The sequence below is a fragment of the Rossellomorea sp. NPDC077527 genome (assembly GCF_044542955.1).
GTDB lineage: Bacteria > Bacillota > Bacilli > Bacillales > Bacillaceae_B > Rossellomorea > Rossellomorea aquimaris_E.
The window spans coordinates 212,570-237,800 of sequence record NZ_JBITVL010000001.1 but is presented as its reverse complement, the minus strand read 5'-3'; the positions used below and the strand labels follow the sequence as shown (position 1 = coordinate 237,800).

At 45.3% G+C, this 25,231-nt stretch carries 28 protein-coding genes; 11 read left to right on the top strand and 17 right to left on the bottom strand.

Annotation, left to right across the window (positions count from 1 at the left end; translation table 11 throughout):
• Positions 1-88 precede the first annotated feature (88 nt).
• On the top strand, positions 89-541 hold the full coding sequence (locus ACIGG7_RS01105; protein ID WP_397548444.1) for a DUF2269 family protein: 453 nt from the start codon (positions 89-91) through the stop codon (positions 539-541).
• Positions 542-861: 320 nt separating this feature from the next.
• The gene (locus ACIGG7_RS01100) at positions 862-1,305 is read left to right on the top strand and encodes a GNAT family N-acetyltransferase (RefSeq protein ID WP_397548443.1); all 444 of its coding nucleotides are present in this window, start codon (positions 862-864) and stop codon (positions 1,303-1,305) included.
• Positions 1,306-1,337: 32 nt separating this feature from the next.
• Here the strand turns inward: ACIGG7_RS01100 and ACIGG7_RS01095 are convergent, their stop codons facing one another.
• On the bottom strand, positions 1,338-1,655 hold the full coding sequence (locus ACIGG7_RS01095; RefSeq protein ID WP_397548442.1) for a phospholipase: 318 nt from the start codon (positions 1,653-1,655) through the stop codon (positions 1,338-1,340).
• 160 nt (positions 1,656-1,815) lie between these two features.
• Between ACIGG7_RS01095 and ACIGG7_RS01090 the strand changes: the two genes are divergently transcribed.
• Complete coding sequence (locus ACIGG7_RS01090; RefSeq protein ID WP_397548441.1) at positions 1,816-2,319, top strand: peroxiredoxin family protein; 504 nt, start codon at positions 1,816-1,818, stop codon at positions 2,317-2,319.
• A gap of 38 nt (positions 2,320-2,357) precedes the next feature.
• On the opposite strand, the gene ACIGG7_RS01085 is transcribed toward ACIGG7_RS01090, so the two are convergent.
• Positions 2,358-3,269: a phosphotransferase gene (locus tag ACIGG7_RS01085; protein ID WP_397548440.1), complete on the bottom strand. Its 912-nt coding sequence runs from the start codon at positions 3,267-3,269 to the stop codon at positions 2,358-2,360.
• A gap of 110 nt (positions 3,270-3,379) precedes the next feature.
• Between ACIGG7_RS01085 and ACIGG7_RS01080 the strand changes: the two genes are divergently transcribed.
• A complete protein-coding gene (locus ACIGG7_RS01080; protein WP_397548439.1) occupies positions 3,380-4,402 on the top strand; it encodes an NADP-dependent oxidoreductase in 1,023 nt (340 codons plus the stop codon).
• Positions 4,403-4,577: 175 nt separating this feature from the next.
• Positions 4,578-6,026: an aldehyde dehydrogenase gene (gene aldA, locus ACIGG7_RS01075; protein WP_397548438.1), complete on the top strand. Its 1,449-nt coding sequence runs from the start codon at positions 4,578-4,580 to the stop codon at positions 6,024-6,026.
• A gap of 216 nt (positions 6,027-6,242) precedes the next feature.
• Here the strand turns inward: aldA and ACIGG7_RS01070 are convergent, their stop codons facing one another.
• Positions 6,243-6,476 (bottom strand): hypothetical protein, encoded by a 234-nt coding sequence (locus ACIGG7_RS01070; RefSeq protein WP_224942010.1) that lies wholly within the window; start codon positions 6,474-6,476, stop codon positions 6,243-6,245.
• Between the two features lie 151 nt (positions 6,477-6,627).
• On the opposite strand from ACIGG7_RS01070, the gene ACIGG7_RS01065 reads away from it, so the two are divergent.
• Complete coding sequence (locus ACIGG7_RS01065; RefSeq protein WP_397548437.1) at positions 6,628-7,062, top strand: RDD family protein; 435 nt, start codon at positions 6,628-6,630, stop codon at positions 7,060-7,062.
• 23 nt (positions 7,063-7,085) lie between these two features.
• Here ACIGG7_RS01065 and ACIGG7_RS01060 read toward each other — a convergent pair whose 3' ends face one another.
• Entirely contained in the window at positions 7,086-7,502 is a 417-nt protein-coding gene (locus ACIGG7_RS01060; RefSeq protein WP_397548436.1) for a GNAT family N-acetyltransferase, read from the bottom strand.
• A 132-nt stretch (positions 7,503-7,634) separates the two neighbouring features.
• Here ACIGG7_RS01060 and ACIGG7_RS01055 point away from each other — a divergent pair, with 132 nt between their 5' ends.
• Entirely contained in the window at positions 7,635-8,435 is an 801-nt protein-coding gene (locus ACIGG7_RS01055; protein WP_397548435.1) for a VLRF1 family aeRF1-type release factor, read from the top strand.
• Between the two features lie 283 nt (positions 8,436-8,718).
• Positions 8,719-9,006 carry a hypothetical protein gene (locus ACIGG7_RS01050; RefSeq protein WP_224942006.1) on the top strand — a complete coding sequence of 96 codons (288 nt, stop codon included), beginning with the start codon at positions 8,719-8,721 and terminating at the stop codon, positions 9,004-9,006.
• 45 nt (positions 9,007-9,051) lie between these two features.
• On the opposite strand, the gene ACIGG7_RS01045 is transcribed toward ACIGG7_RS01050, so the two are convergent.
• Positions 9,052-11,010, bottom strand: a complete 1,959-nt coding sequence (locus ACIGG7_RS01045) for a phospholipase D-like domain-containing protein (RefSeq protein ID WP_397548434.1) — start codon at positions 11,008-11,010, stop codon at positions 9,052-9,054.
• Positions 11,011-11,292: 282 nt separating this feature from the next.
• The gene (locus tag ACIGG7_RS01040; protein ID WP_397548433.1) at positions 11,293-12,102 is read right to left on the bottom strand and encodes an RDD family protein; all 810 of its coding nucleotides are present in this window, start codon (positions 12,100-12,102) and stop codon (positions 11,293-11,295) included.
• Between the two features lie 104 nt (positions 12,103-12,206).
• Here ACIGG7_RS01040 and ACIGG7_RS01035 point away from each other — a divergent pair, with 104 nt between their 5' ends.
• Complete coding sequence (locus ACIGG7_RS01035) at positions 12,207-13,169, top strand: stage II sporulation protein M (RefSeq protein WP_397548432.1); 963 nt, start codon at positions 12,207-12,209, stop codon at positions 13,167-13,169.
• Here ACIGG7_RS01035 and ACIGG7_RS01030 read toward each other — a convergent pair.
• The 11 genes from ACIGG7_RS01030 to ACIGG7_RS00980 all read right to left on the bottom strand — a co-directional run bounded on the left by ACIGG7_RS01030 (position 13,161) and on the right by ACIGG7_RS00980 (position 24,108).
• Positions 13,161-14,519 carry a DUF58 domain-containing protein gene (locus tag ACIGG7_RS01030; protein ID WP_397548431.1) on the bottom strand — a complete coding sequence of 453 codons (1,359 nt, stop codon included), beginning with the start codon at positions 14,517-14,519 and terminating at the stop codon, positions 13,161-13,163. The two genes, ACIGG7_RS01035 and ACIGG7_RS01030, sit on opposite strands and share 9 nt — an antisense overlap.
• The gene (locus ACIGG7_RS01025) at positions 14,470-15,399 is read right to left on the bottom strand and encodes an AAA family ATPase (RefSeq protein ID WP_397548430.1); all 930 of its coding nucleotides are present in this window, start codon (positions 15,397-15,399) and stop codon (positions 14,470-14,472) included. Before ACIGG7_RS01025 ends, ACIGG7_RS01030 begins: the two co-directional genes overlap by 50 nt.
• Entirely contained in the window at positions 15,396-16,526 is a 1,131-nt protein-coding gene (locus tag ACIGG7_RS01020; protein WP_397548429.1) for a DUF4350 domain-containing protein, read from the bottom strand. The genes ACIGG7_RS01025 and ACIGG7_RS01020 overlap by 4 nt, the downstream gene beginning before the upstream one ends.
• Positions 16,527-16,562: 36 nt before the next feature.
• Positions 16,563-17,189, bottom strand: coding sequence for a DUF4129 domain-containing protein (locus ACIGG7_RS01015; RefSeq protein WP_397548428.1), 627 nt, complete (start codon positions 17,187-17,189; stop codon positions 16,563-16,565).
• Positions 17,190-17,255: 66 nt separating this feature from the next.
• On the bottom strand, positions 17,256-18,182 hold the full coding sequence (locus ACIGG7_RS01010) for a hypothetical protein (RefSeq protein WP_224941998.1): 927 nt from the start codon (positions 18,180-18,182) through the stop codon (positions 17,256-17,258).
• A 233-nt stretch (positions 18,183-18,415) separates the two neighbouring features.
• Positions 18,416-19,048: a response regulator transcription factor gene (locus ACIGG7_RS01005; RefSeq protein WP_397549075.1), complete on the bottom strand. Its 633-nt coding sequence runs from the start codon at positions 19,046-19,048 to the stop codon at positions 18,416-18,418.
• The gene (locus tag ACIGG7_RS01000) at positions 19,041-20,090 is read right to left on the bottom strand and encodes a sensor histidine kinase (protein WP_397548427.1); all 1,050 of its coding nucleotides are present in this window, start codon (positions 20,088-20,090) and stop codon (positions 19,041-19,043) included. The genes ACIGG7_RS01005 and ACIGG7_RS01000 overlap by 8 nt, the downstream gene beginning before the upstream one ends.
• A complete protein-coding gene (gene liaF / locus ACIGG7_RS00995) occupies positions 20,087-20,818 on the bottom strand; it encodes a cell wall-active antibiotics response protein LiaF (RefSeq protein ID WP_397548426.1) in 732 nt (243 codons plus the stop codon). Before liaF ends, ACIGG7_RS01000 begins: the two co-directional genes overlap by 4 nt.
• Positions 20,819-20,951: 133 nt before the next feature.
• Complete coding sequence (locus ACIGG7_RS00990; RefSeq protein WP_397548425.1) at positions 20,952-21,605, bottom strand: PspA/IM30 family protein; 654 nt, start codon at positions 21,603-21,605, stop codon at positions 20,952-20,954.
• A gap of 15 nt (positions 21,606-21,620) precedes the next feature.
• Positions 21,621-21,965 carry a lmo0954 family membrane protein gene (locus tag ACIGG7_RS00985; RefSeq protein ID WP_397548424.1) on the bottom strand — a complete coding sequence of 115 codons (345 nt, stop codon included), beginning with the start codon at positions 21,963-21,965 and terminating at the stop codon, positions 21,621-21,623.
• 355 nt (positions 21,966-22,320) lie between these two features.
• Positions 22,321-24,108 (bottom strand): M3 family oligoendopeptidase, encoded by a 1,788-nt coding sequence (locus ACIGG7_RS00980; protein WP_397548423.1) that lies wholly within the window; start codon positions 24,106-24,108, stop codon positions 22,321-22,323.
• 240 nt (positions 24,109-24,348) lie between these two features.
• On the opposite strand from ACIGG7_RS00980, the gene ACIGG7_RS00975 reads away from it, so the two are divergent.
• The gene (locus tag ACIGG7_RS00975) at positions 24,349-25,020 is read left to right on the top strand and encodes a TspO/MBR family protein (RefSeq protein ID WP_397548422.1); all 672 of its coding nucleotides are present in this window, start codon (positions 24,349-24,351) and stop codon (positions 25,018-25,020) included.
• Between the two features lie 72 nt (positions 25,021-25,092).
• Positions 25,093-25,227 carry a hypothetical protein gene (locus tag ACIGG7_RS00970; RefSeq protein ID WP_263628184.1) on the top strand — a complete coding sequence of 45 codons (135 nt, stop codon included), beginning with the start codon at positions 25,093-25,095 and terminating at the stop codon, positions 25,225-25,227.
• The last annotated feature ends 4 nt before the right edge of the window (positions 25,228-25,231 follow it).

The window sequence follows — 25,231 nt, the reverse complement described above, 5'->3', positions numbered from 1 at the left end:
CCCCTTTTTTCAAAAAAACCTGGAAACAGGTACTATTTTACTATACAATGAAGTCTGTTTAAAATTCCCTTAAATGGAGGTGAATAACATGTCTATCTACGGACTATTGATTCTTGTCCACGTTATTGCTGCAGTGGCTGGACTTGGTGCAAGCTTTTCCATGCCCGTCGTGATGAAAACACCGGAGACGGCTCATCAGGCAAAATTCTCTTTAGAGCTTAGCAAAAAAATCGAAACCTTTGCAAAGGTCGGCAGCATTGTATTGCTTATCACCGGGCTCATCATGGGGATCATGAACCCTTATTTATTCAAAGCCGGTTGGTATATTGCATCCATCATCATTTACATCGGTGTACAGTTCATCGTTGCCGGGATCATGCCTAAGAAAGTAAAGCGGATGGCTGAAATCATCCATAACCATGAAGGTGACGACGTTCCTGAACCTTATGGAAAAATCAACTCAGAGTTAAAACCATTCAATATCATTATACATAGTGCTGCTATTATACTTATCATCTTAATGTCTATCAAACCATTTTAATCTGAGTCGCCAGCCTGCTTGTATCGCAGGCTGGTTTTATTATGTGATTTTAGGAAGAGTCATGCATTTGGATATCCCTTTTTACCATTTTATGTATTATTACGCATGAACACTTAAAAATGACGCAATTATCCTCATTTCACGTGACTCATAGCCTATTTCCCCTTCGAACCTCTACTCCTGAACTGTTTTTCCATTCCAAGCAGCCTCTTTTTCAACTCTAACCCGCTTTTCCCTCACCCTTTTCCATTTAATATCGAACATCACCGGCATGTTCTCACCTCATGCTCATAAAATAGTGAATGTAAGGAGTGATTCGAATGAAGATATCACGCGCCCGCCTTTCAGACTTGGAAGGACTTGTGGAACTGTTTAATGGCTATCGTATGTTTTATCATCAGATGACGGATAAACTCGGGGCAAGGCAGTTTCTCGAAGACCGTCTATCACATGATGAATCCGTCATCTTTGTCGCGATTCAGGATGACGAATATGTAGGCTTCACCCAGCTGTATCCTTCTTTCTCTTCCGTTTACATGGAGCGGATATGGAAGCTGAACGATCTTTATGTAACTTCCGGGGCACGGAACCGGGGGGCCGGTCAGATGCTCTTGGAAGCAGCCAAAGAACATGCTGAACAAACGAATGCGAAATCGCTCATTCTGGAAACGGACTCGGACAATATGCAGGCACAGGCACTGTATGAAAGAAACGGCTATAAAAAGGATGACTCCGTTTATCATTACACCCTGAAACTCAAATAGAAGGTCCGTCGAGGGACGGACCTTCTATTAATTTATATCCAAGACCCTCTGCACCGTTCCCTTCCACATCGCTCTTCCCTGCACTTAATCTTCGTCTGAAACTTCATGTATTGATAAAAAAGAAAAGCATGTCTTCCTTCCCGTGAACCATGATCGATTTCACTCTCCAGTTTCCTCATGAACATCCGGTCACACTCACAGGTCGGGCCGTACCGCTCATAGCACAGGTCATGGGCTTTACACGCTGCATCCACTGAATTGATGGGTGCACCCGGTCCGCTGCAACCCGGTCCACACCATTTATATTCAGGGAAGATACATAATTTTGGCCCCGCATTGTTTCTTCTCATCGAAATCTTCCTTTCTGAACATTCATACGTTTTATTTCGAACATAAAGGGAAATACACTCTATGTAAGAAAATACAAGTACTATACTGTATGAATTTCCATCTGCTCAGGTTTGTCCTAATGCCTATATGAATCGAAAGAAAAACTAGGAGGAATGAATAATGGCAACTTTTCAATTAAATGATACGGTACCAAATTTCACGCTCCCGGCAGTTTCAGGAGAGACATTCTCGTTTGAGGAGCACCAGAAGGAACATCAAAGCTGGCATCTCATCGTCTTCTTTAGAGGATCTTGGTGCCCGGTCTGTCAGGAAGAATTAAGAGAGCTGCAGGCCAATAAAGAATACTTCGAAAAACATAATGTACATCTGTTGACGATTTCCAGTGATAAGATGGAAGACCTGCAGGAATTTGCGAATAAGGAAGATTTGACATTCCCAGTATTGGCCGATGAAAAACTGGAAGCCATTAAAGCCTATGATGTTTTCTATCATGGGGAAGATGCACCTTATGAGGATCACGGACAGCATGGTGAACCTGCCTACTTCCTTATAAATGAAAAGGGTAAGGCCATGTATCAGCAAAGACAAACAAGTCCGTTCGGCCGCCCCCATGCCAATGAACTTCGTAAAATCGTGAAATACATTCAAAAAAACGTGAAATAAGAAAAAGCCTGGTTGCTGTAATCTCAACCAGGCTTTCTTCATGTCAGCGCAAGTTCCAGGCTTTTCTGTGCTTCCCTGACTGTATGGGGCTGTTTTTCATGATAACCAAATAGAAGCAACACGACATTTGTATACACGGCTTTGAAGCGTGCATATTCCAATTCGATTTCTTCAACCTGCCCGTATTCCTTGAAAAACAAATCACGACCATTTGAACCAAGAAAGCTATAAACAAGATTTAAATCAACAGCTCTTTGACCGAGATGAACATCTCCCCAATCAATGATCCCCGATAAGACTCCTTCTCCATCCAAGACTATGTTTTTAAAATGAAGGTCGCCATGGACCAATGTGGATTTTTCAGGCAGAACTCTATGAGGTAGATGATGTAGATATTCCTCTAACAATTCCACTCCATGAAAGAGGTTGTGCTTCCTGATTTCTTCCGTGTTCTTTTCCAAAACAGGACGACGTTTCTCAACATCAAGCCGATCGAGCTCATCATAAGGGACTCCCTGTTCTTCTGCTTCACTGACACTTGTACAGTGAAGCTTTTTCAGGAACCGCGCGAGCCTGATGGCTGACGCCCCTTCGCGTAATGCTATTTCTGCCATGGAAGGAATCGTTCCCTTCACGAATCGATATCCGAGAAACGGCCATTCGTATGGAAACGAAGGCTTACCATAATAGAACGGAACCGGAATCTGAAGTCCCAGCTCATTGGATGCAAGCAGCGGTAATAACCGTCCTTCCGTTTCCAAAAGCTTGACCGCTATCTCCCGGCGGGGAAATCGGAATACCCATTTGTCACTCACTTTTATCACCGTATTGTCAAAACCATAGTCGATGATCTCAAGGTCAGTCGGGATCAAATCCGGAAACTGAGACTCAATCAGCTGTCGAGCCAGACGAGTGGTGACCTCAGCCTCTGCATCCCATACATTAGCCATCATTATCACACCTTTCTCAAGTGTTATTCTTTGTAGAATCAGAACTTCTTGTGATAGATTTCAAGTAATCGGAAAAAATGAATATAGTCAATTTCTAAGGAGGAATCGTTATGCTACCTGAAAAACAGCACCAAATACAATTAGTCTCCCGTCCTGAAGGAATGCCTGTGAAAGAAGATTTCCTTTATAAAGAAATCGATGTGCCACAGCCTTCCAAAGGAGAAGTGCTCGTCAAGACACTTTACCTTTCCGTGGACCCTTATATGCGGGGAAGAATGTCCGATGCCAAGTCATATGTCGAGCCTTTCAAACTCAACGAAGCTTTGGCTGGCGGTGTGGTAGGTGAAATCGTGGAGTCACAGTCTGAGCATTTCCAAAAAGGGGACTTTGTAGTGGGCATGCTGCCTTGGCAGGAGTATTCCATTGCCAATGAGAAAGAGGTCCGCGCCATCGATCCGAACGTTGCACCTGTTTCAACTCACTTAAGTATCCTTGGATTGACTGGATTGACTGCCTATTTCGGACTATTGGACATCGGTCAACCGAAAGAAGGCGAAACCGTTGTGGTTTCCGGAGCTGCAGGCGCAGTCGGGTCTGTCGTTGGACAAATCGCCAAGATCAAAGGAGCCCGTGTCGTTGGGATTGCAGGATCTGATGAAAAAGTCAGCTACCTGACAGATACACTCGGATTTGACGAAGGAATCAACTATAAAACAACTGACAATATCTATAAAGCGTTAAAAGAAGCATGCCCGGGCGGTATCGACGTGTATTTCGAAAACGTCGGTGGTGAAATCGGTGACGCTGCCCTTAGTTTACTAAATAAACATGCACGTATACCAGTGTGCGGGGCGATTTCTTCTTATAACAAAACAGATCGGGACCTTGGACCGCGTGTCCAAACGAGACTGATCAAATCAAGCGCCCTCCTGAAAGGCTTCGTGGTCAACGACTACAGTGACCGTTTCAAAGAAGGCGCAACCGAACTCGGCCAATGGCTGTCACAAGGAAAACTTCAATACGAAGAAACCATCACAGAAGGTCTCGACAACGTAACCGACGCCTTCCTAGGACTCTTCCAAGGAAAAAACATCGGCAAACAACTCGTCAAAATCGCCGAACCAAGCCAATAACCACTCCTGAGGGACGGACCTCCATATTCACACCCTAAACCCTGATATATCAAGGATCTCGGGTGTGTGATGGGTGTCCGTCCCTCACCTTTTGCACATCCCCAGGTTTACTCCTCCAAGCTGACCGGGAAAAGGGTGTGTATGTGATGAATCAGTTCAACGAGGAGGAGTAGTTGTGAAGAAGTATCAAATGTATGTGAATGGTGAGTTTGTTGATAGTATGTCGAAGGAGACGTGGGATGTCATAAATCCGGCGAATGAGGAGAAGATTTCATCCATTCAGTTGGGGACGGAAGACGATGTTAATCACGCCGTAGATATTGCCCATACGGCTTTCCTTTCATGGAGTAAGGTTCCTTCCAAAGAACGGGCTTCGTACTTATATCGTATCGCTGATAAGCTGGAGGAACGCCGTGATTCATTTGTTGAGATGCTAACAGAGGAGAACGGGAAGACACTCGCTGCCTCTGAAGGCGAAGTCGACCTTGCCATCGAGTACTTCCGCTATATGGCGGGATGGGCACTCCGCTACGAGGGTGAAATCCTGGAGAGTGAACGCTCGAACGAGAATATTCTTGTCTATAAGAAGCCGATCGGTGTCGTGGCTGGAATCGTACCGTGGAACTTCCCGATGTTCATCCTCGCGAGAAAAGTGGCGCCCGCACTCGTGACAGGGTGTACCATCGTCCTGAAACCAAGCCAGTACACTCCCAATACGGCATGCGAATTTGCCAAGATCATAGATGAAATAGGACTTCCCAAAGGCGTATTCAATCTTGTGACCGGAAAAGGTTCTGATATCGGGAACCCGATGTCAAGCCATCCTAAAGTTCGAATGGTGTCCATGACGGGAAGCTACCCGGCAGGCTCGAAAGTGATGGAGGCAGCCTCCAAATCGATCACGAAAGTGAACCTGGAATTGGGCGGAAAAGCCCCTGCCATCGTCACCAAGCATGCGAATATCGATCTAGCCGTTGAGAAAATCAAAACGTCCAGAATCACAAACTCCGGACAGGCGTGTACGAACGCGGAACGGGTATATGTCCACGAGGATGTGGCTGAAGAATTCATCAGCAAGATGACAGAAGCGATGAAAAACACAAAGGTTGGGGATCCAACAAACCGCGACAACGACATTGGCCCCCTTGTAAATAAAGACCGCCTTGAAACCGTGACGGAGATGGTCAACACCGCTGTCGAAAAAGGGGCAAGGATCCTGACCGGAGGAAAGCCGGTTAAAGTAGATAAGGGGTTCTATTTCGAACCGACCGTCCTAGTAGATGTGAAGCAGGAGATGGATATCATTCAGGAAGAAATCTTTGGACCAGTCCTGCCCATCATGACATACAAGGATTTCGATGAAGTCATCGAGCTTGCCAATGATACGGAGTACGGACTGTCTTCATCGATCTTCAGTGAGAACCTCCATGAAATCATGAGAGCGGCGAACGAACTTCGTTACGGGGAAACGTTCGTCAACCGGGAGAATTTCGAAGCCATCAATGGGTTCCATGCCGGCCGCGGGCAATCGGGAATCGGCGGAGCCGACGGGAAACATGGTCTGAATGAGTACCTTGAAACGCATGTCGTTTATCTCGAATATGATGAAAATTACAAAGGATAACAGTACGAAGAGCCTGGCCGCATAACGGTCAGGCTCTTCTCTAATTTACTTTAGCCCAATAAAAAAAAGCCCTCCACAACGGATAGGGCTTTTCAACACATTATGAAATAATAAAGAAATTTGCTAAAGCAATTAAGAATAGTATGATGGCAACACCTGAACTCATCCAAAGAATATCCTGAAAATCCATCTTCATATCAGCCAGTTTATCCCTGTTTAGCAACGGACTTCACTTCCTTGAAGATTTTCAATAAATCCAATCACTTTAAAGAGTGATAGGTCCAATTTAGGATCTGTTGAAGTGGAGCAGTTGGAGCATTCGATTTGACTGACATTCATCGTCGACCTAAATTCTTTCTCACAGCGCGTACATTCCAGTATATGTAGATCCTTTTTCTTTCCCTTGCGATCAAATTGAATTCGCTCTCTTCCCTGGTTAATATATCTCATCCTATTCTCTCCCGTCGAATGTTATTTAGTACATATTTACCCGGTGTAAAGAACATAAAACATGATTTATCTGATTTCTTGGAGAAAATGATACTGCAAGCCTCCTCTATGCTACAATGATCCCAGGACCATATTGACAGGAGGCTGCGACATGATCAATCAACCAGCAGGTTTTTGGATTCGATTCGGTGCAGGCATTGCCAATGGGATTTTTATAAACCTCCCATTGATTGTTCTTTTTGCGATTGTGACGGATGAATTCAATCCCGACGACCCAGGTGTTTCGTTCATCATGTTTCTCTACTTACTATTAACGCCCGTTTTCTGGAAGGGATACGACGTCGGGAAAAAGACGATAGGCATACGAATTGTAAAGAAAGATGGAAGCAATGTACATATAGGGAATATGTTGATGAGGAATGTGGTTGCGGGAATATTCTATTTGATCACCTTTGGCTTTGGTGCCCTCATGAGTGTCTTTTTCGTTATATTCCGGGATGATAAACGTGCGATTCATGACTTTATGGCCGGAACGTATGTAACCAAATCGACTCCAGAAGAAATGTCCCTTGATTCAGGGAATTAAAAACAACCAGCCACGGCTGGTTGTTACAATCTCTTCTCCATAAAATGCTGACTCTGTCCCTTCGGAAAATCCTTAAGGACCCCAAACTCTTTATACCCCAATTTTTTATAAAATGCCGGCGCCTGAAAGCTGAACGTGTCCAGCATCACAAGATGACAGCCTTTCTCCCTTGCATACTCTTCTGCCTGGTGAATTAATTTTGCCCCGTAGCCACCACTCCGGTATTCCTCTGCTACCCAAAGAAAATCCACGTGCAGATGATGCCAGAACATCTGACCAGTCACACCGCCGACGATTTCACCTTCGTCATTTCGCATGACAAAACTGATCTTCTCAAGCTGCGTTTTCGTCTCTTCATCAACCTGGGACACATTGTACTCGATCAACTTTTGACGTATGTAATCACTATCTTCCTGAACCCACTGTTTCTTGATCTCCATCATCATTCCTCCTCAATCACTCTATTCTTCCTCAAAGAAGATTACCAGTCAATTCCCTTTTTTACAAAATCATGTTTAAACCCCTCCTCAACCGTTTATATGAAAAGTAAGGAAATGATAAGGAGGAGTTCCATGTCTTTAAGCAAAACCTTACATGTTCTTGAAAATTTGCACTTGCAGAAACCCGATAAGTTGCTGACCGTCTATTTGAATACGGACCGGAGCGACCCTGATCAGCAGGGAGGCGAATGGAAGATCGCTCTTAAGAACGGGTTCAATCGACTCGAAGAATATCTCGAAAGCGCACCTGAGGAAAAAAAACGGCTTCAAACGATCCGTCCTAAAGTGGAAAACTATTTGCACAGCCTGGAACGCGAACTGCCACGGAGCTTCATCATCTTCGCTTCAGCAGACAGCGGCATCTGGGAGACGTTCGAACTGCAGGTTCCCGTGAAAACGAATTTCTATTGGGAGGAAAACCCCCATCTCGATCAATTGAAGTCCCTGCATGAAGAATATCCTTATACGGGCCTCGTGCTTCTTCAGCAAAATCAAATCAAAATCCTCACTTCGGCATTCGGTGAAATTCAGTCCAGTGAATTCATGGAATTCGATCTGGAAACCGACGGCTGGCGAAAGCATGAAGGACCTCATCATGCAGATGTCAGCATGGGGAGCGGAGGCGGAAAGGCCAATCAGCAGGAGGAATTCGAAAGCCGCTTGAAAGCCAACCAACAACGCTGGTGGAAAAGCCTCGGCAGCATCCTCGACAAAAAGGCAGCGGATGAAAACTGGGAGCGAATCGTCCTTGTCGGCGATAAAGAAGAAGCCGCTGTATTGGAAGAAAGCATGAATAAAAATGTTCATGAAATCATCGGGAAAAACTTGTTGAATGAGAATGAGCATAGAGTGGTAGAGAAACTGCTGGCATAACCATCGTGTCCACCGTCTTTCGTCTAGGCGGTGGTTTTTTTGTTTGGAGAATATCTGCCGTATTGGGGATTTACGTGCCATTTTTCGGATTTATCTGCCTTATGTTCATTTTATCTGCCGGTTTCTACTTTTATCTGCCAAATCCCCAATATATCTGCCATTCTACAAAAATCGACACATCTCACATCCCCCCTCCCACACCCAAAGCCCACTAAAACAATTTCCTCAATACAGGCACACACACCTCTTCCCTTCATACACTGAGATAAGGAGGTGTGTGTCCGTGCTTTCACGTATAAAATGGTTGTCGTTTTCAATTGAATTATTTTTGGCTGTTCCCATCTTCGGTAATGTCGCCGGAGAAGCAATTCCTTTTCTCCTCTGTTTAATAGCTCTGTGGCATGCCAGTGTATTGTATATTTCCAGGTCGGAAGATCAGCCGATTCTCGGTAGCATTCTTGGGATTCTTGCTTCCTTCTTGAACTTCTTCCCGATTATCCGATTGATTGCCCATGCGATCACTGCAATTGTACTTATTTTCGAGATACAGAAGGCCCCCGGGATGGAGTAAAGGTAAAAAGGGTGATCCTCACTTTGAGGATCACCCTTTTTTCTTTTATTGCACCACTCCGCCAGCATTCACGTATCTTGCGTTGAATTCTTGCAGGAATTGGTTCGTGATGGCATCGTCATGGATGATGAGCATGTTCTCATCATTCACATTATTTCCGTTCTCACTCCAGTTGGTCGACCCGACGATCACGGTTGGATCACTGTTTGTATCTGCGTCGATCAGCATCGTCTTGGCATGGAGCTTACGGCTTTCATTGGCTGAGTATACAGGCGCCGGATTGGCCCAACGCGTGTTAGGATTATTCGTACTCGTCTGAGAAGCCGTTCTTCCCGTCATTTCAATACTCGCCGACCACCATTGGTTCCAGAAACTTGGATCGAAAACACCTTTCACGTCAAAGCCAGTCAGCGTTCCCTGGTTATCCACATAGCTTCCTTCCCATTTGTTCTTTAATTCGTCCACCAGTGCCTGGTCACTCCATGCAAAGATGGTGAAGTATGCATTCTCGTCTGCTTCTGTTTTGACAAGTTCTGTCATGCGTCCAACGGCATCATCCCCTGAAGAGAAGTAGATTTCGACCGTATCTCCTCCTATTGTAAGGGTATGAGGCGTATTATCAATTTTGCGGGTGCTGAAATTAGATACCGTATAATCAGGCGTCGTTGTCCCACTTCCCCACATTTCTTCAAATTCCGTTTTATAAATTGAGGCAAGTTCAGGTGAGTGAACTTCTACGACATGCTGTTGATTTCCGTCCAGGATTCCTTGATTCATGTTTTCTTCTGAGCCATAAAGTCCTGTCACCGTATAGTTCCAGCTGCCTGTGAAGACCCATTCACCATCGATCACGGCAAATTTGTTATGCATTTGATTGCCTGGAGAATAGTAGCTGTCCGTATCTTTATATTCTCCTTCCACAAACATATAGCCGGTTGTCGCTGTGCTTCCGACTGTTACATTTCGTTGTGGAAAGTCTGTGAAGCTTGCCGGCAGATTGTATTCCGCCCGTTTCGTTGCATCTTCTACGACAAACATAGGAGAATCCGATAAGATATGGGCATCATCCCCTGTTCCGACTACGCCATCCTGACCGCGGACGAGCTTTTCTAAATATAAGCGCATCGTTTCATAACGTTCAGTATAATGTGGGTCCGTTGCGTCTTTTGCATCCGCAAGAATTCTCACATCCACCCCTTGGGCTGCTTTATTCATCAGTGCATCAATCACTCGTGGCAAATTGATTTCATATGTAGCTAAATCAATGGATGTCGTTGCAGCGTTTAAACGTTTCAGCAAGCGATCCTCCAGGTTGACATTGTAATTCGCTTCGTTACCAGGCATCGCATATTGCGTCGATGCACTTTTATTGAAATATACGTTGATCGCACCAAGCTCCTCACTCACATTCGTAAGGGATTCAGTGCCGCCACCAGAAGGAGCAGAAGAATTGGCAGCTTTAGGTGTTCCAAAACCACCTTCATAAGAAGTCGTTGCTGTACTCCAATTGGTTGAAACCGTTCCGCTGACAGAAGAATCAATTCGTGCCAAAGTGGCTTTTGTCGTATTGTCCCCTGCATACCAGCTGTCTACTTCATCGATAACAGCGCCTGTTGCATCTTTTAAATACAGGATTTCATTAGAATTCCCAAGGCTTCCTGTATAAATCTGATCGGCTGCTACCGTTGAAATCGTGTTGTCGCTTGTTCTTTCCAATAAAAAATAATCCTGTGCAGGGACCGTTCCACTTAAAGCAATACTCGGAGATCCGTCCTGAGCTTCAAGGGTCCACCCATCCAAAGATAGATCTGTTGATGTAGTATTGTACAGTTCAATCCATTCATCATTATATGAACCCGTCGTCCCCATCCAGGCCACTTCATTGATGACAGCTGTCTGAGTCGCTGCTTCCACACTTTTGTTTATACCTAGAGGTTGAGCCAACACTCCAGTCAGTAAGAACAGCATACTGATAATCGATAATGAAACTTTTTTTGTCCTCATACCTTTCCCCTTTCGAATACAAATGTATAAAAATGATTACAAGTTCAAGTATATTTTGTCGCATTTTGTAATGTAAGGGGAGAATGGACATGATTTTTCTAATAATTTTGTAAATTTTGTAGAGAAAGTGTAAATCGACGCCACTATCCTCCTACTATTTTCCCTATATTTACTAATCTATTTAGACTATTCGGAAAGAATCCTTTAGATAATAGGAATGAATCTTTTATAAGCATAAAGACTCACACAAAAAAGCAAAGTCTTCCTCAGACTTTGCTTTTTTCACAATTCGATTTCCCATTCTTCCCTTAATGCCACATATAGAAGAAGAAGCGTGTTTTCCAATTCTTCATACGTCTTGCCTTCCATATCGATTCCCAGTTTCGGAAATAAGATATCCGCCAATTTTTTGCTCAGGTGATTCCGTTCTGCCAGTGGCAGCTGCGAGAATCTGTTGGCGTACGTTTTAATCAGGCTCCATTCTTTAGAACCGAGCTGCTTTAACGTCCATTCCTCTACTGACAGGTCTTCCTTTTGAAGCCCCCGTTGACGTATTTCTTTTTCAATGGTTTTTTCTTTTCGCTTCCCTTTCACCCGACGTTCATGAACGACGATGGTTCCTGCGACAATATCGCCTAACCGTTTATGCTTGGAATGAAGGAAGATCATGATCATTCCGAGGAAATAAGCGGCCGGCAGCGAATCGATGATTCTTAATAGATTTCGGATGAAGCAGGATAGAAGGGTCACACTATGACCGTTTTCTTGCATCACTCGTATCCCCAATAATCGCTTGCCTACAGTCTTTCCACCCCAGAAGTATTCAAGGGCAAAGAAATATCCCCAGTTCAATACAAAGAGGCCGATGATGGCGATTCCCCAAAGGGTTGAATTAACATCAAACAGATACCAAGCAAATGGACTGTTTCCACCAGTGGTAGCGAAGACCAACAGGACCACGATCAGAATATTGAGGATGCCCAAAATGATCTGATCGATCATCAGGGCTGCGGCCCGGCTTCCTAGGCCGGCGGGTTGAAATTGAAGGGAAACATATTCAGGGGTCCTGATATCGACTTGTTCTTCAAGCATGTCCTTCCCCTCCTTTTGGTTGATTTTACCTTAAATAGTTTCTATTTTTTTCTAAACTTACTATAATAGGAAATAAGAAATCACAAGAACGAGTAGGTGGCACAATGAACGTAAAGCAGTTTGTCAAGCAGCACCGGGGCGATTGGAAGGCGCTTGAAGATCTCCTTGGAACCCTTCGCAAAAAGAAAAACATAACGGGGAGCTCCATAGATCAATTCAATCGTCTCTATCAAAAGGCTGCCCAGAATCTATCGTACAGCCAGACGTATTTTCCCAATGAAGAAGTGACGGATTATTTAAACGGCCTTGTGTCGAAGTCTCATAATCTATTATACAAAGATCAAGTCTCCAGCGGAAAACAGGTCCGTCATTTTTTCTCCACTACGTTTATCGGACTGCTTCTAGAGCAGTGGAAATTCGTCATCCTGGCGATGGCATTATTTACGATCGGTGCGCTTGGTGCCTTTCTTTCGGTGGTGAATGATTCCCTTCATCTTTATTCGATCCTGCCGCCTGAAATGTCCCAGGGAGTGGATCCGGGTAATCTGGGTAAAAGCGACGGACAGGTGGAATCCTCCATCATGTCCGCTGGCATCATGACCAATAATATCAAAGTGGCCTTTCTGGCATTTGCAGGCGGTGTCACATTTGGTTTATTAACAGTCTATATGCTCATATACAACGGAATCATCGTCGGGGCCCTTGCAGCCGTTTTCTGGCACCAGGGCATGAGCTACGAATTCTGGGCTTATATCGTCCCCCATGGGATGATCGAGCTGACGGCCATCTTCATTGCAGGCGGTGCCGGATTGTTGATGGGCTATAAGCTCTTTGTACCCGGTCGCTTCACAAGGGGGTATCAATTGAAGGAGCAGGCGAAGCGTTCCGTTCAGCTGCTCCTCGGTACGATTCCGCTGTTTGTCATCGCCGGGACCATTGAAGGCTTCATCACACCTGCCGCGATCCCCCTTACTGCGAAGTATATGGTCGCATTATTGACGGTCATCGGTCTGATTCTCTATATGATTGTCGGGAAGCTTCGCCTGAACAAAGCGATCCTACACTAAACCTCGGTTCATCATATCGATATAATGCGAAACGGCCATCGTGGCCAGTTTCTCTTCTCGGGCCTCCACCATCAGGAGGCCTTGTTTTTCCCACTTGGCTTTCTCCCTCTTCTTGACGAGCATCTGCTTCTGGGCCATGCTTTTCATCATGGCCTTGATGTCATCAACCGGCTCATCCTTGATTTGCTTCATCAACAGCTCATCCTCTATTCCTATCATTAAAAAAAGATGCTGTCTTCTCAAACGCTGCAGATAGTATAGAGCATTGTCCTCATGAAGGAATGTGTGGATGTCGCTGAATAATAGCAACAGGCTCCGTTTCTTCTGAACCGTCTGGACATAATGGAGGACCGCTGCATAATTGGATTCCGCCGCATCCACCTCAAGATTGTAGATACGGTGGAGAATGGTCTGCAAATGGGCCATCCCTTTTGCCGGGGGAATGTAGGCCTTCACGTTTTTACTAAAGGCGAGGACCGACACATAGTCTCCGTTTTGGAGAGCAGCGGCGGCAACCGTCATGGCTGCTTCAAGGGATTTTTCCAAGCGGTTCCCTTTTTTTAGCTCTGCCCCCATCATTCTTCCGCAATCAATGAGGATCGTAATATATTTTCCATGCTCAGGTTCATATTCGTTCGTCATCACTTCCCTGAGCTTTGCCGTCTGACGCCAATTGATCTTTCTCGGGTCATCGCCGACCACGTAATTCCTGATCTTCGAAAACTCCCCTGCTCCACTCTGCTGTTTCCGGATTTTCACCCCTTCATATAATAAAAAACGCTGGGCATCTTCCAGTACCCTTCTCGTCTCTGTCAAGTCTGGGATGACTTTCACATGATCCTGACTCTTCACCGTCTTTTGTTTCTCCCATAATCCGAGGGAGCTTCGATAGCGAAAGTACAATCTGGTCAATACATAGTCTCCTCTAACCGGTGTCACCACTCCGTAGGAATGGTTCCTGGACGAATGACCTGCTAGGGTCCCGTTAAGGGGTAAGGACGCCTGAAAGCTTTGCGGCGTCCCGTCCAGGAGGCGATAGGTAAGCTCACGATGAGACGTGTTGTTGATAGTCAGGTCCACCTTGTATTCAAGACCCCTTTCCATTTGATCAGGAATACTCCGCTTCACCCCGACTTCTTTATTCGAAGGGGAAAATGTTAAATCAATGAGACTCAATCCGATAAACAGACCATTCAGGATCATAATCCACATCCATGATAAACCGAACAATGAACCAACCAACAGGATGCCGGAATAACACAGGTACCCAATCAGTAGCCTACCCGTCGGCAAGATCCCCTTATCTTGGAACAGTAATCGACCCAATAAGCTCCTGGATGACTTGGTCAATGGTCAGTCCCTCCAATTCTACGTGCGGGGATAGCTGGACGCGATGTCTGAGGGCGGGTCTTGCCACCATCTTAATATCATCCGGTGTGACGTAGTCCCGTCCGGACAGATACGCCCATGACCTTCCTGCCTTCCCAATCGATATGGCCGCCCTTGTACTCGCTCCGAAGCGAATCGATTCCGTTTCCCGGGTCTTCCTGACAATCTGCATAATATAATCCAAGACCGAATCATTTAGTGTGACCTCTTCGATTTCCCTTCTGATCGTTAAAAACGTTTCCATATCGAGGACCGACTCCACATCACTACGGTCGGCATGATTCACGATCACTTGCCTTAAAACGGATTTCTCTTCTTCAAATGAAGGAAAGTCAATATCAAGCTTGAACAAGAACCGGTCCTGCTGTGCTTCCGGTAGCGGATAAGTTCCTTCAAACTCGATTGGATTCTGGGTCGCCACCACAAAGAATACATCTTCAAGGGGATACGTCTCCCCCTGGATGGTGACCTGCTTTTCTTCCATGGCTTCTAACAGGGCAGCCTGGGTCTTGGCCGGTGTCCGGTTGATTTCATCCGCCAACAGGACATTGGTGAAGATCGGTCCCTTGATTGTTTGGAAGCTGCTGTCCTTCATGTTATAGATTGTACTTCCCGTTATGTCGCTCGGCAGCAGGTCAGGTGTGAATTGAATCCGGTTAAAGCTTCCCCCAAGTAAGCGGGACAGCGTTTTAACCATTAGAGTCTTCCCGGTTCCTGGCACTCCCTCGATCAATACATGTCCTCCTGCCAGAACGGATGACAACAAGAGCTTCAGATTCGTTCCCTGGCCAACGATGCGTTCTTCAAATTTCTCCATTAAGGATGTGATTTCTGGTTTCAATGATCCTCCACCTCTTTCCTGAATAATTCGATTTTCTTCGACCACACTACATATTCTTGCTTATTGATTCGTTCTTTCTTTAACACAGCATTCAAACCGGTTACAAAGGAATTGATTTCCCCTACTGAGAAAGTGACCAATCTTCGTTCCAACGGTCCTTTCAGTTCTGTCCATTCCCTGCTTGTCGGGATCCCCCACCGTTCCTGAAGGAGAAGCCTTAGATAATCGGACTGGATATGAAGGGAGGTCTTATACTGTTTTCCTTTCAAATACCAGGCTGAGAGAGCCTTGATTCGCTCATCGCTGAAGCGGACCATCTCCTCCCGGGGGACAAGAATGCTTCCAAACCGTTTCCCCTTCATCCAGAGCCACAGAAGGGTCAAGATCGACAGCTGAAGGAGGAGCAGCAATAGCCATTGAGGATAAAGGGTCGTCAGGGAAGCCTGACTCTCTCCACCATGGAGATACTCATCAATCAGGATGGGTCCGTCACCCGCTCCCCCGTTTTGTAACAGGAGAAGAATCATAGAAAGATGGTCTTTCTTGAGAATATTCCCATTTGTCATCCATGCCGGGGTGGTGGAGACGATCAGTTTCCCTTTCCCCACTTCCGAGCTATAGGAAATCGTACCTGCCACATCCTCCAATAAGACCTTATCCTCTTCCTCCACTTCCAAGCGGACATTTGATAATACAGTAGACTGATATGTATTTCCCTTGCCATCCCTTAAATGATGAACCTCAGTATCATCGCCTGCGGAGATTGTTTTCGTACCGAACATCCCTTTTGGATTGTCCATCATAAGAAGAATTGTGTTGCCCCGCCTCATGAAATCCTCGTACTCTTCCATTTCTTCCTGTGCCGGTATCGTAAACGGTCCTGCCATGATCAGAAGCTGACCAGATTCTTTTTTGGTTAACCGATCGGGCGACAGGGTCCAGCGTCGGACCGTTTCTCCTTCTTTCTCCAAGTACGTGTACAGGGCCTTGATTCCCGTAGGGGAAGGGGACTCCGATACGTATGCCGGATACTCCTTCAGCTTTTCCGGTGAAAGAAAGATTCCGACCCCGATGAATAAACCAAGAAACACCAGGAGCCAGATCCACGCTTTGATAGTTGACTTCAATGCTCATTCCTACCTCCTTTCTCTGAAACTATGTATCTATGAAGATCCATTCTCTAGCCATCCATGAGCTTCCTGTTTATAGTGGATGTACTCGTCTTCGCTCACTTCACGTTCACCATATGCCACCTCGTCGAACAGGAGGGCAAGCATGTAAAATCGATCCGCCCACTTTTGATTTACTTTACGCAGTTCGTCGTAGTATTCCCAATTCGTTTTCCATACCCTGGCCTCAAGGTATTCCTTTTCATGAAAATAAAGCAGCAGTGCCAGGAACATGTGACGGGTCGCTTTCGAATAATTTCCCAAAGCATCCTGCTCATGGGCTTCCTCCAAATGACTCGAATAGGACCATTCCATTTCGTTCATGGATTGAAGGGGCTTATTTGAGCGGAATTTTCTCTTTCTCACTCCATTGCGGACCGCCATAAATGCGAAGTATAGGAGAATGGCCACACCGATCACCAGCAGGGTAATCAGGATACCCGATGCAGTCCCGCCTGTCGGTTCAAGAGCGGGATCAATGTTCCCGAGAAGATCCCGGATCCAATCCTTTGCCTTTTCCCACCAACCAGCAAGCAATCCTTGATTACTCTGGAGATAAGCCTGGTATTCTTCCCCTTCCAGAATGTCCTTGATTCCATCCCTTGCGTTATTTTCATTCAACAATTTCTTCACCTAGCTTTCAGATCAAAGCCCGGAACCCCGGGCCAGACTGGATACTTCCGTATTTTAAACCCGATGATAATCATCGATCATTTCATTTAGATCATCAGCGTCATGTCTTGTTTTCAGGTCAAAGAAGATGACTCCGAATCCGACAGCGCCAAGCATGCTCGTAAACAGGGTTACCACATTGATAATCATTCTGTAGAGAACACTGTTCCCCAATACCAACCCAAACGTAAACTCAAATGCCGTACTGACGATTCCGATGATCAAGGCGAACACAATATATAATCCGATGATCGTAAAGACGCGCTTCTTCGTCAATCTCCAGCTTCTGCCGAGACCGGGTGCGTCCTGCTCGATGGCCGCAGCACCCAGGTAGAAGCTCCAGCGTGTACATAGGTAAGCGATAACGAGGGCGAGGACAAGAAACAGGATAATCGCTGTGACGATAATTCCAACACCTGGGTCAAGAAATGCAGCACTAAATACTCCTGCAAAAATACCCGAGACAATTGGAATGAATATCAATCCGAAAATAATCAGCACGAATAGGATGCTGCTTCCGATGATTGGCCAAAAGCGGGAAAATGCTTCTTTAAGGACAAGCTTCACAGAGTACTCTTCATTTTTCCTCATATGATTCAGGGTGAATAATATGGCAGCTTGGGCAATGGGGGTTAGAATCATCGTGATCAGTCCTATAAGACCTGCTCCCATTTCCTCCGCCAAATTCACATCCTGTCCGGTTTCAGCTGAAAATTCTCCTGAAAAGCTGTTGACGATCCCGTCAAACCAGGTTTCACCAGATCCGACCGTCCGGAAGAAATCGACACCTGCCGCCAGTTCAATGAGTGCCTGCAGCACATAAACAGGACCCAATAATATAAGAAAAATAAGGAAAAAATCTTTAAAATGGTTCTTACTTAATCGAAATGTATGATCCAGAATTTCACCGAATCTTTTTGGTTTGCTGAATTGAACGTTCATGTTTTGATCCCCCTACCGATATTTTTTCAAATTTTTACAATATATCGCTTATTTTAACATTATTCCTCCCTCAGATGATGAAATATTTGTCATTTTCAACACTTGCAGCATCAGGACTCTTTAGATGTATATTGCTCCATTGTTTTTTGATGCTTGTGGCAAGTCTTATTGCCTTCTTCTTTCTATACGAAAAAATGACCCGAAAAGTTTTCATTTCGGGTCATTTTCTTACATTATTTAGCTAAATCATGTTTAAAGGCATAGATTACGGCCTGCGTTCTGTCCTGTACACCAAGCTTAGAGAGGATATTGCTCACATGGGTTTTCACTGTTTTCAATGCAATGAACAACTCATCGGCAATTTCCTGATTCGTCTTGCCCTGAGTCATGAGAAGGAGGATCTCAAGCTCTCGGTTCGTCAACTCTTCATGGGGATGGGAGACACTCTTCTGCCTCATCCTCGTCATCATCTTACCCGTCACTTCGGGTTCCAGGATGGATTGACCATTATGAGTTTTACGCACTGCCTCTGCAATCTCACTTGCTTTAGATGTTTTCAGCATATAACTGACAGCCCCTGCTTCGAGGGCGGGATACACCTTGTCATCATCCAGGAAGCTGGTGACGATGATAATCTTTGCATCCGGCCATTCCTGGATGATTTCCTTTGTCGCCTGAATGCCATCCATCTCTTTCATCACAAGATCCATCAGGATGATGTCAGGTCGCAGTTCAAGAGCCATTTGAACACCTTCTTTGCCATCAGATGCTTCCCCGACGACATCAATATCCGTCTGGGCTGATAAATAAGAAGAGACTCCGATCCTCACCATTTCATGATCATCCACAAATACCACTTTAATCATTCTTTTCACCTTCATTCTCCACTACGGGAACCTTCACTTCCAGACGGGTCCCCTTATTTGGCACACTGATGATTTTAAACGTCCCACCTATTTCGATGGCCCGTTCTTTCATATTTTGAAGCCCATACGAGCTGGTCACCTTCGATTCATTTACATCAAACCCTTTGCCATCATCCACCACCCTCAATATGATGATGGATTCCCTTTTTATGAGGCGGATGTCCAGAGAAGTCGCTTTGGCATGTCGGAGCGTATTCGATACGGACTCCTGCAGTATTCTGAACAGATGATCTTCAATCCCCTTATCAAGACTCATGTCTTCGATTTTCCACTCGATATCGAGGGGTACCTTCTGTGCTAATTCGACCAAGAGCTCCTTCATTCCTTCTTGAAGATTCTTTCCTTTTAACGCCACTGGGCGAAGATGGAGTAGAAGCGCCCTCATTTCAAGCTGCGACTGATGGATCATCTGCTCGACCATTCCAAGCTGCTTCTCTTCTTGGGGTGTTCGTTGTGGGGAAGGAGTTTCTTTGATCGCTGACATGAGCATTGATGCGGCGAACAACTGCTGACTGACCGAGTCATGCAACTCCCTTGCCAATCGGTTCCGCTCCTGTGAGACAATTTCCTGGATCCGCTTTTCCTGCTCCTCGGCTTTTTCATTGGCGAGCTTCTGGGAGTACCGTGCTTGATCCGTGAGGTGCTTTCCTAAAGCCTCCACCTTCTTCCACACCTGCTGCGCTTCAGAGGTTGCCGTATCAGGGATCGAGATGGCACGTCCCTGTTCCGCATGGTGGAGGGCATCCTCCATTTCCCGAAGCTGACGCTTATCCTTTAATCCCGTCCGGATTCCGAAAATGATACCGATCAGGATACTGACCACCAGAATGAACCCTGCACCAGGTATATCCATGATCTCTTCTTCCCATAATAGGGACCATTCCTCTAACGGATATAAGTAAAAATAGGATAGAGATAAAAATAACACCATGATGAGGGAAAAGAGAATACCCGCAACGACCTGTTTACTGACCGTACTCATATCCTCTTCACCTCTAAATCCCCGATCCACATCGAAGTGATGATCTTCACCCGTTGCACGGCCTCATCGTAACCCGGTGTTTGATAATAAAGGGACTGATTGATCGCTTTCGGCTCGACTTCATCAAAAATTTCAATGGATCCCGCCAGGACAGAGTGATGGACACTCACTTCCACATCATACGGGATGAGAATCTCGATATTCCCCAATATATTCCGGATCGATACAACGGAAGTACCTTTAGGAAGCACCGTATTCCCGACGTCGATGACCGAGTCCCCGATCACGCCCTGAATATTAATATCATTCCATTCATATACGTTCTCCGGCGTCCGCTTTGGACCGAACCATTCATTCTGAAGAGCGGATCTCTTCATGACGAGTGGTTCATGGGATTGAGAGAATGTCTCCTTGATGGTCGGAGAAATATACTTAGGATGTTTCTTGGAATCAGCAAATCTAACTATCACAAAGAGCAGAATGCCGAATAACAAAAATTTAAATGCCACCGTATTGAAGATATTGATGGCCAGACTGATGATCCCGAACCACAGCAGGATCTTCCCGGATGTCCGGGGCAGCTTTTTACGTCCTATATAGATGCAAAAAGCCGCGATCGATAGAAAGACCAGAACCCCCCCATCATAAAAGGAGACTTCCAGCAGTATAAGTAATGTTCCGATTAAAATGATCCAACTGATTCCGTCTGAGCGTAAGCGATTGAACATGAGGGGTTCCTCCTTTCTGGTTATGTATATGACTTATTTAGAAGCTTATATCCTATGATAAAACGGGGTGAACCCATGATGAGCTCCCCCTTTTTTTGATTATCATGTTTTTCTTAACTTAGAATACCATGTTTCACGATGGAATGGCTTCTGTTTCCTCATTTTTCATGTCTTTTTCTAATTTGGCGACCTTTGCGTCGATTGTGTTCCGGTAATAAGAGGAATTCACTCCATGCTCCAGCTGGTCTAAGTAGGTTTCAATCTCAGTAAACTTAGAAAACGCATGGTTATTATAACCGGAAGAAGATTCAAGGACGGAATTCATTTTATTATGGGCACGTGCGATATTTTCCCTGCCCATCAGCTCCATGCGCTTGATGTACATATCCTTCAGCTTGTGCTTCATCTCTTCGTATTTCCGCTCAAGCTCTTCAAGTTCTTTCGTTGCTTGCAGCTTGGATTCCTTGATGCGCTCGGCGCGCTCTTCGTAGTATTTCTGTTCCTGCAGGGCAAATTCATACAAGCCTTCTTCTCCTGCTTTGGATGCTACCTCAGCCTGATGCTTTCTCTTATCAGCTAAAACGGATGCCTGCTGATATTCTTTTTGGAATTCCTCTTTTAAAAGGTACTGTCTTTCAACCAGCTTTCTTACTTTTTCCACTTCCTGCTCACACTGTCTTAAGTAATGATTCAGAACCGCTATCGGGTTTTTCTTTTCTTTCTTATCTATTGCTTCGTGAAGGTCGGACATGACGGTATTTTTTAATCGTTGAAATAGGTTTGCCATTGTATAATCGCTCCTTTAGTTTTTTAATTGTGACCATTCTCTTTCGAAATTCGTGAAAGGATCAGATGATGATTCTTCCATGATGACTTCTTCTTTTTTCCAGTTTTTATAGATGACATACAGGACATACAGAGCAACAAGCCCGATGATGGCCGGGAAGTTCGATACGGTTGCACTGAATGCTGCAAGACCGATCAATGCCCATAGAATCTTTTTGCCTGTCGAATCTGTTTTGATAAAACCTTTGAAGCTGTAATACATGATCAATAACGAGATCGCAAGCCCTACGATCGGTCCTAAATTGGCAAGCAGGACAATGGCTGCAATCCCTCCTGCTAAAAGCAATCCAAATTTTTTCATATGTTTGTTGCCTCCTTTCTTCTTCATGTCTTTATCCTACCTATTTTGCGGATTTCCCATAACGAGCCGGAGCTTTATTTTCGTATCGGACTTGAGGCTTAGAAGGGGTAGGACTATGCGGTTTGGAAGGGGATTTGGTTATTTGGGGAGGGATGAGAGGGACGAGTGCGAATTTTGTCGTATTTGGGAGAACGGTCGATATAGTGAAAATTAGGTTGATAAAATGAAAAAACGGTTGATAAATCTGGATGAAGGTTAATAAATTCCCGTAAAGGGCCGATAACCGGAGAGAAAGGTCGACAACCCAAACAAAGGTCCGTCCCTCAACTCCAGGGACGGACCTCGACATGCTTATTTAGTTTGTCAGTTCAAGGAATTCTTCCACATCGGCGATGCAGAGGTTGATTCCTTTTTCCCAGAATTCTTCTTTAGTGATGTCCTCGCCGAGGTGTTTCATGGCAAGGTCTTCAACGGTCATGACGGCGGTGTCGCGAAGCAGAGCCATATATTTCTCTTCATAGCTTTCTCCGGACTTCAGTGCCTTGGCGTAAATGCTCAATGAGAACAGGTAGCCGAATGTATATGGGAAGTTATAGAACGGCACCCCTGTAATATAGAAGTGTAGCTTCGATGCCCAGAAACGCGGGTGGACTTCGCCAAGGGAATCAGCGAAGGCTTCCTTCTGGGCTTCCACCATCAAATCATTGAGGGTATCGACGGATACAATCCCTTTTTTACGCGATTCATAGAAACGTGTCTCGAATAAGAAACGCGCATGGATATTCATGAAGAAAGCGACACTCCGCTGCAGTTTATCTTCAATGAGAGCGATCTTATCTTCTTTTGTTTTGGCTTCCTTGACAGCTGCATCTGCCACGATCATCTCGGCAAACGTCGAAGCGGTTTCCGCCACATTCATGGCGTAATTCCGATTCAGCGTGTGCATCGGCTTAAGGGCATACGAGTGGAAGGCGTGGCCCAACTCATGGGCAAGCGTCGATACATTCGACATCGATCCCGAGTACGTCATAAAAATACGTGATTGATCACTTAAAGGGAAAGATGTACAGAAACCGCCCGGTCGTTTTCCGGTACGATCCTCCGCTTCAATCCACTCATCCTCAAATGCTTTCTCTGCAAACTCGGCCATTTCACTGCCAAAACGAGCGAACTGCTTGAGAATAAACTTCGCGCCTTCGTCATAGGACATGGTGCCCGTTGATTCCGCAACCGGAGCGTCCAAGTCAAACCAGTCCAGCTTCTCCTTACCAAGTAGTTTCGCTTTCCTGTCCAGGTACTTCACGAATGGTTGTTTATGTTTTGAGATGGCACCCCACATGGCATCGAGGGTTTCCTGCTTCATTCGATTGTATTCAAGGGGCTCTTTCATTAATTCATCCCAGCCCCGCTTCTTGTAAACATTCAAACGGAAACCGCCAAGATGATTGAGTGTACGGGCAAATAGCTCTTCATTCGTTTCCCATGCTTTCTCCAATTGATCGAATACCTCTTTACGGATCTTCGCATCCGGACTCGAGAGTAAATTATTTGCCTGCCCCACTGACAGAGTTTTACCGTCGTGAGTGATTTCCATCGCTCCGACAATTGTGTCGTACATCTGACCCCAGCCGTGATAACCATCAACGGCCAACGCTTGGATCAAGGATTCTTCTGTGCTTGATAGCTTGTCTTTCGATTTCCGTCTCCACTCATTCAACACAAAACTGATTTCATTTAGCCGTTCATGCTTCAGTAGCTCTTCCCATACTTCCCCTGTACAATCAGAAAGCTGCTGCTGAAACTTTGTAAAGGTCGATGAAAAGTCGGCACTCTGCGTTGTGACTTCACTGCGCAGGGAATCTGCCTTCCGGTCATGCATGTTCTGGGCTTCCAGACAGCTGACGAATGCACCGGCCTGCCGAAGATACAGCATGACTTCCTTCGCTTCTTCAATCAGCTTCCAAACGAGTTCTGCATCATTCGCCGATTGAGGCGGATGAAAGGCAAGGGCGTTTTCGGCGAAAGCATTTTTCTTCTTCTCTAACGTATCCAGATGCTGCCTAAACTCCGATGATTCACTTCCACCTTTGAAAAAAACATCTAAATCCCAAACATTTGAATATGTATGTGTTTTATGGTCCATAATGTCCCCCTATTTGAATTGTGTCAATTGTCCCTATCCTTTTTTAAATTCTCGATAAATCCTCTAATTCCTTCATCATCTTTCACGATTCCTTTCACCTAAACTCTCTCCCTATGGTTTTTAAATGGAGAAAAGAGGAATAGTATATATCACAGCACCTCATGAATCCCCCACACTTTCAGAGGAGGAATGACGATGAAATTATTATGAAATCTTGTTGCTTTTGCTTTGGTGATTGTCATGAATACGCTGGCTGTTACCTTGCCTTTGAATAATCAATCAACCAGGGAGATAAGTGACAGGCTCGATATCATGATCACCCCGGCAGGGTATGTCTTTTCGATTTGGAGCCTGATTTATCTTTTACTGGCGATTTGGATCATCAGGCAGTTTCCTAAAGACAGGCGGGATCTTCCTCTTTATCAGGAAACAAGCGGATTATTCGTCTTAAGCTGCCTGCTCAACTCCACTTGGATCCTTGTGTGGCACTATAACTATTTCCTTGTATCAGTCTTTATTATGCTCGGACTTCTACTTACCCTGATCGCCCTATATAAACGGATCAAAAGCACAGGTCCGTCCCTCTTAGATTTAGCACCGTTCTCGATATATTTGGGTTGGATTTCGATTGCTACGATTGTGAATATCACTTATTATTTAACGGATATCGGCTGGAACGGATTTGGGATTTCCGAACTCGTTTGGGCGTACCTTGGATTGATTGTCGCTACCGTACTCGCCTACTGGTTCCGTATCACACAGCACGATCTCCTTTATCCACTGGTCTTCGTTTGGGCCTTCATCGGGATCGGGGTGAAGAACATGGCAGAGCACTCCACCTATTCGTACACGGCCTATGCTCTTGCTATCATCATTCTGGCCTTTGACCTCGTATACAAGCGGACACGGTAGATGAGGGACGGACCTTTATCACTGTATAGAATTCACCCCTATGACTGACATTAAGTGATAGGGGGTGTTGGAATGAATCAGCCAAAGAGGAATGTAACGAAATCCGGGACGGATATTGATGAGGTCAAACGTCAGAACGCACAGTCCGGTCTGACGTACAACCAGGTGAAGCAGCTGCTGGGAGAACAATACACCGGTAAAAAGTAAAAGA

What these genes read in the sequence shown, in the direction of transcription:
- ACIGG7_RS01060 (WP_397548436.1), bottom strand. Translation starts at nt 7,502, where the DNA reads ATGGAGATCAAGAAACAGTGGGTTCAGGAAGATAGTGATTACATACGT.
- ACIGG7_RS01045 (WP_397548434.1), bottom strand. Translation starts at nt 11,010, where the DNA reads ATGAGGACAAAAAAAGTTTCATTATCGATTATCAGTATGCTGTTCTTA.
- ACIGG7_RS01055 (WP_397548435.1), top strand. Translation starts at nt 7,635, where the DNA reads ATGTCTTTAAGCAAAACCTTACATGTTCTTGAAAATTTGCACTTGCAG.
- ACIGG7_RS01040 (WP_397548433.1), bottom strand. Translation starts at nt 12,102, where the DNA reads ATGCTTGAAGAACAAGTCGATATCAGGACCCCTGAATATGTTTCCCTT.
- ACIGG7_RS01105 (WP_397548444.1), top strand. Translation starts at nt 89, where the DNA reads ATGTCTATCTACGGACTATTGATTCTTGTCCACGTTATTGCTGCAGTG.
- ACIGG7_RS01065 (WP_397548437.1), top strand. Translation starts at nt 6,628, where the DNA reads ATGATCAATCAACCAGCAGGTTTTTGGATTCGATTCGGTGCAGGCATT.
- liaF (WP_397548426.1), bottom strand. Translation starts at nt 20,818, where the DNA reads ATGTTCAATCGCTTACGCTCAGACGGAATCAGTTGGATCATTTTAATC.
- ACIGG7_RS01085 (WP_397548440.1), bottom strand. Translation starts at nt 3,269, where the DNA reads ATGGCTAATGTATGGGATGCAGAGGCTGAGGTCACCACTCGTCTGGCT.
- ACIGG7_RS01090 (WP_397548441.1), top strand. Translation starts at nt 1,816, where the DNA reads ATGGCAACTTTTCAATTAAATGATACGGTACCAAATTTCACGCTCCCG.
- ACIGG7_RS00970 (WP_263628184.1), top strand. Translation starts at nt 25,093, where the DNA reads ATGAATCAGCCAAAGAGGAATGTAACGAAATCCGGGACGGATATTGAT.
- ACIGG7_RS01080 (WP_397548439.1), top strand. Translation starts at nt 3,380, where the DNA reads ATGCTACCTGAAAAACAGCACCAAATACAATTAGTCTCCCGTCCTGAA.
- ACIGG7_RS01070 (WP_224942010.1), bottom strand. Translation starts at nt 6,476, where the DNA reads ATGAGATATATTAACCAGGGAAGAGAGCGAATTCAATTTGATCGCAAG.
- ACIGG7_RS00985 (WP_397548424.1), bottom strand. Translation starts at nt 21,965, where the DNA reads ATGAAAAAATTTGGATTGCTTTTAGCAGGAGGGATTGCAGCCATTGTC.
- ACIGG7_RS01035 (WP_397548432.1), top strand. Translation starts at nt 12,207, where the DNA reads ATGAACGTAAAGCAGTTTGTCAAGCAGCACCGGGGCGATTGGAAGGCG.
- ACIGG7_RS00980 (WP_397548423.1), bottom strand. Translation starts at nt 24,108, where the DNA reads ATGGACCATAAAACACATACATATTCAAATGTTTGGGATTTAGATGTT.
- ACIGG7_RS01010 (WP_224941998.1), bottom strand. Translation starts at nt 18,182, where the DNA reads ATGAACGTTCAATTCAGCAAACCAAAAAGATTCGGTGAAATTCTGGAT.
- ACIGG7_RS01005 (WP_397549075.1), bottom strand. Translation starts at nt 19,048, where the DNA reads ATGATTAAAGTGGTATTTGTGGATGATCATGAAATGGTGAGGATCGGA.
- ACIGG7_RS00975 (WP_397548422.1), top strand. Translation starts at nt 24,349, where the DNA reads ATGAATACGCTGGCTGTTACCTTGCCTTTGAATAATCAATCAACCAGG.
- ACIGG7_RS01095 (WP_397548442.1), bottom strand. Translation starts at nt 1,655, where the DNA reads ATGAGAAGAAACAATGCGGGGCCAAAATTATGTATCTTCCCTGAATAT.
- ACIGG7_RS00990 (WP_397548425.1), bottom strand. Translation starts at nt 21,605, where the DNA reads ATGGCAAACCTATTTCAACGATTAAAAAATACCGTCATGTCCGACCTT.
- ACIGG7_RS01000 (WP_397548427.1), bottom strand. Translation starts at nt 20,090, where the DNA reads ATGAGTACGGTCAGTAAACAGGTCGTTGCGGGTATTCTCTTTTCCCTC.
- ACIGG7_RS01100 (WP_397548443.1), top strand. Translation starts at nt 862, where the DNA reads ATGAAGATATCACGCGCCCGCCTTTCAGACTTGGAAGGACTTGTGGAA.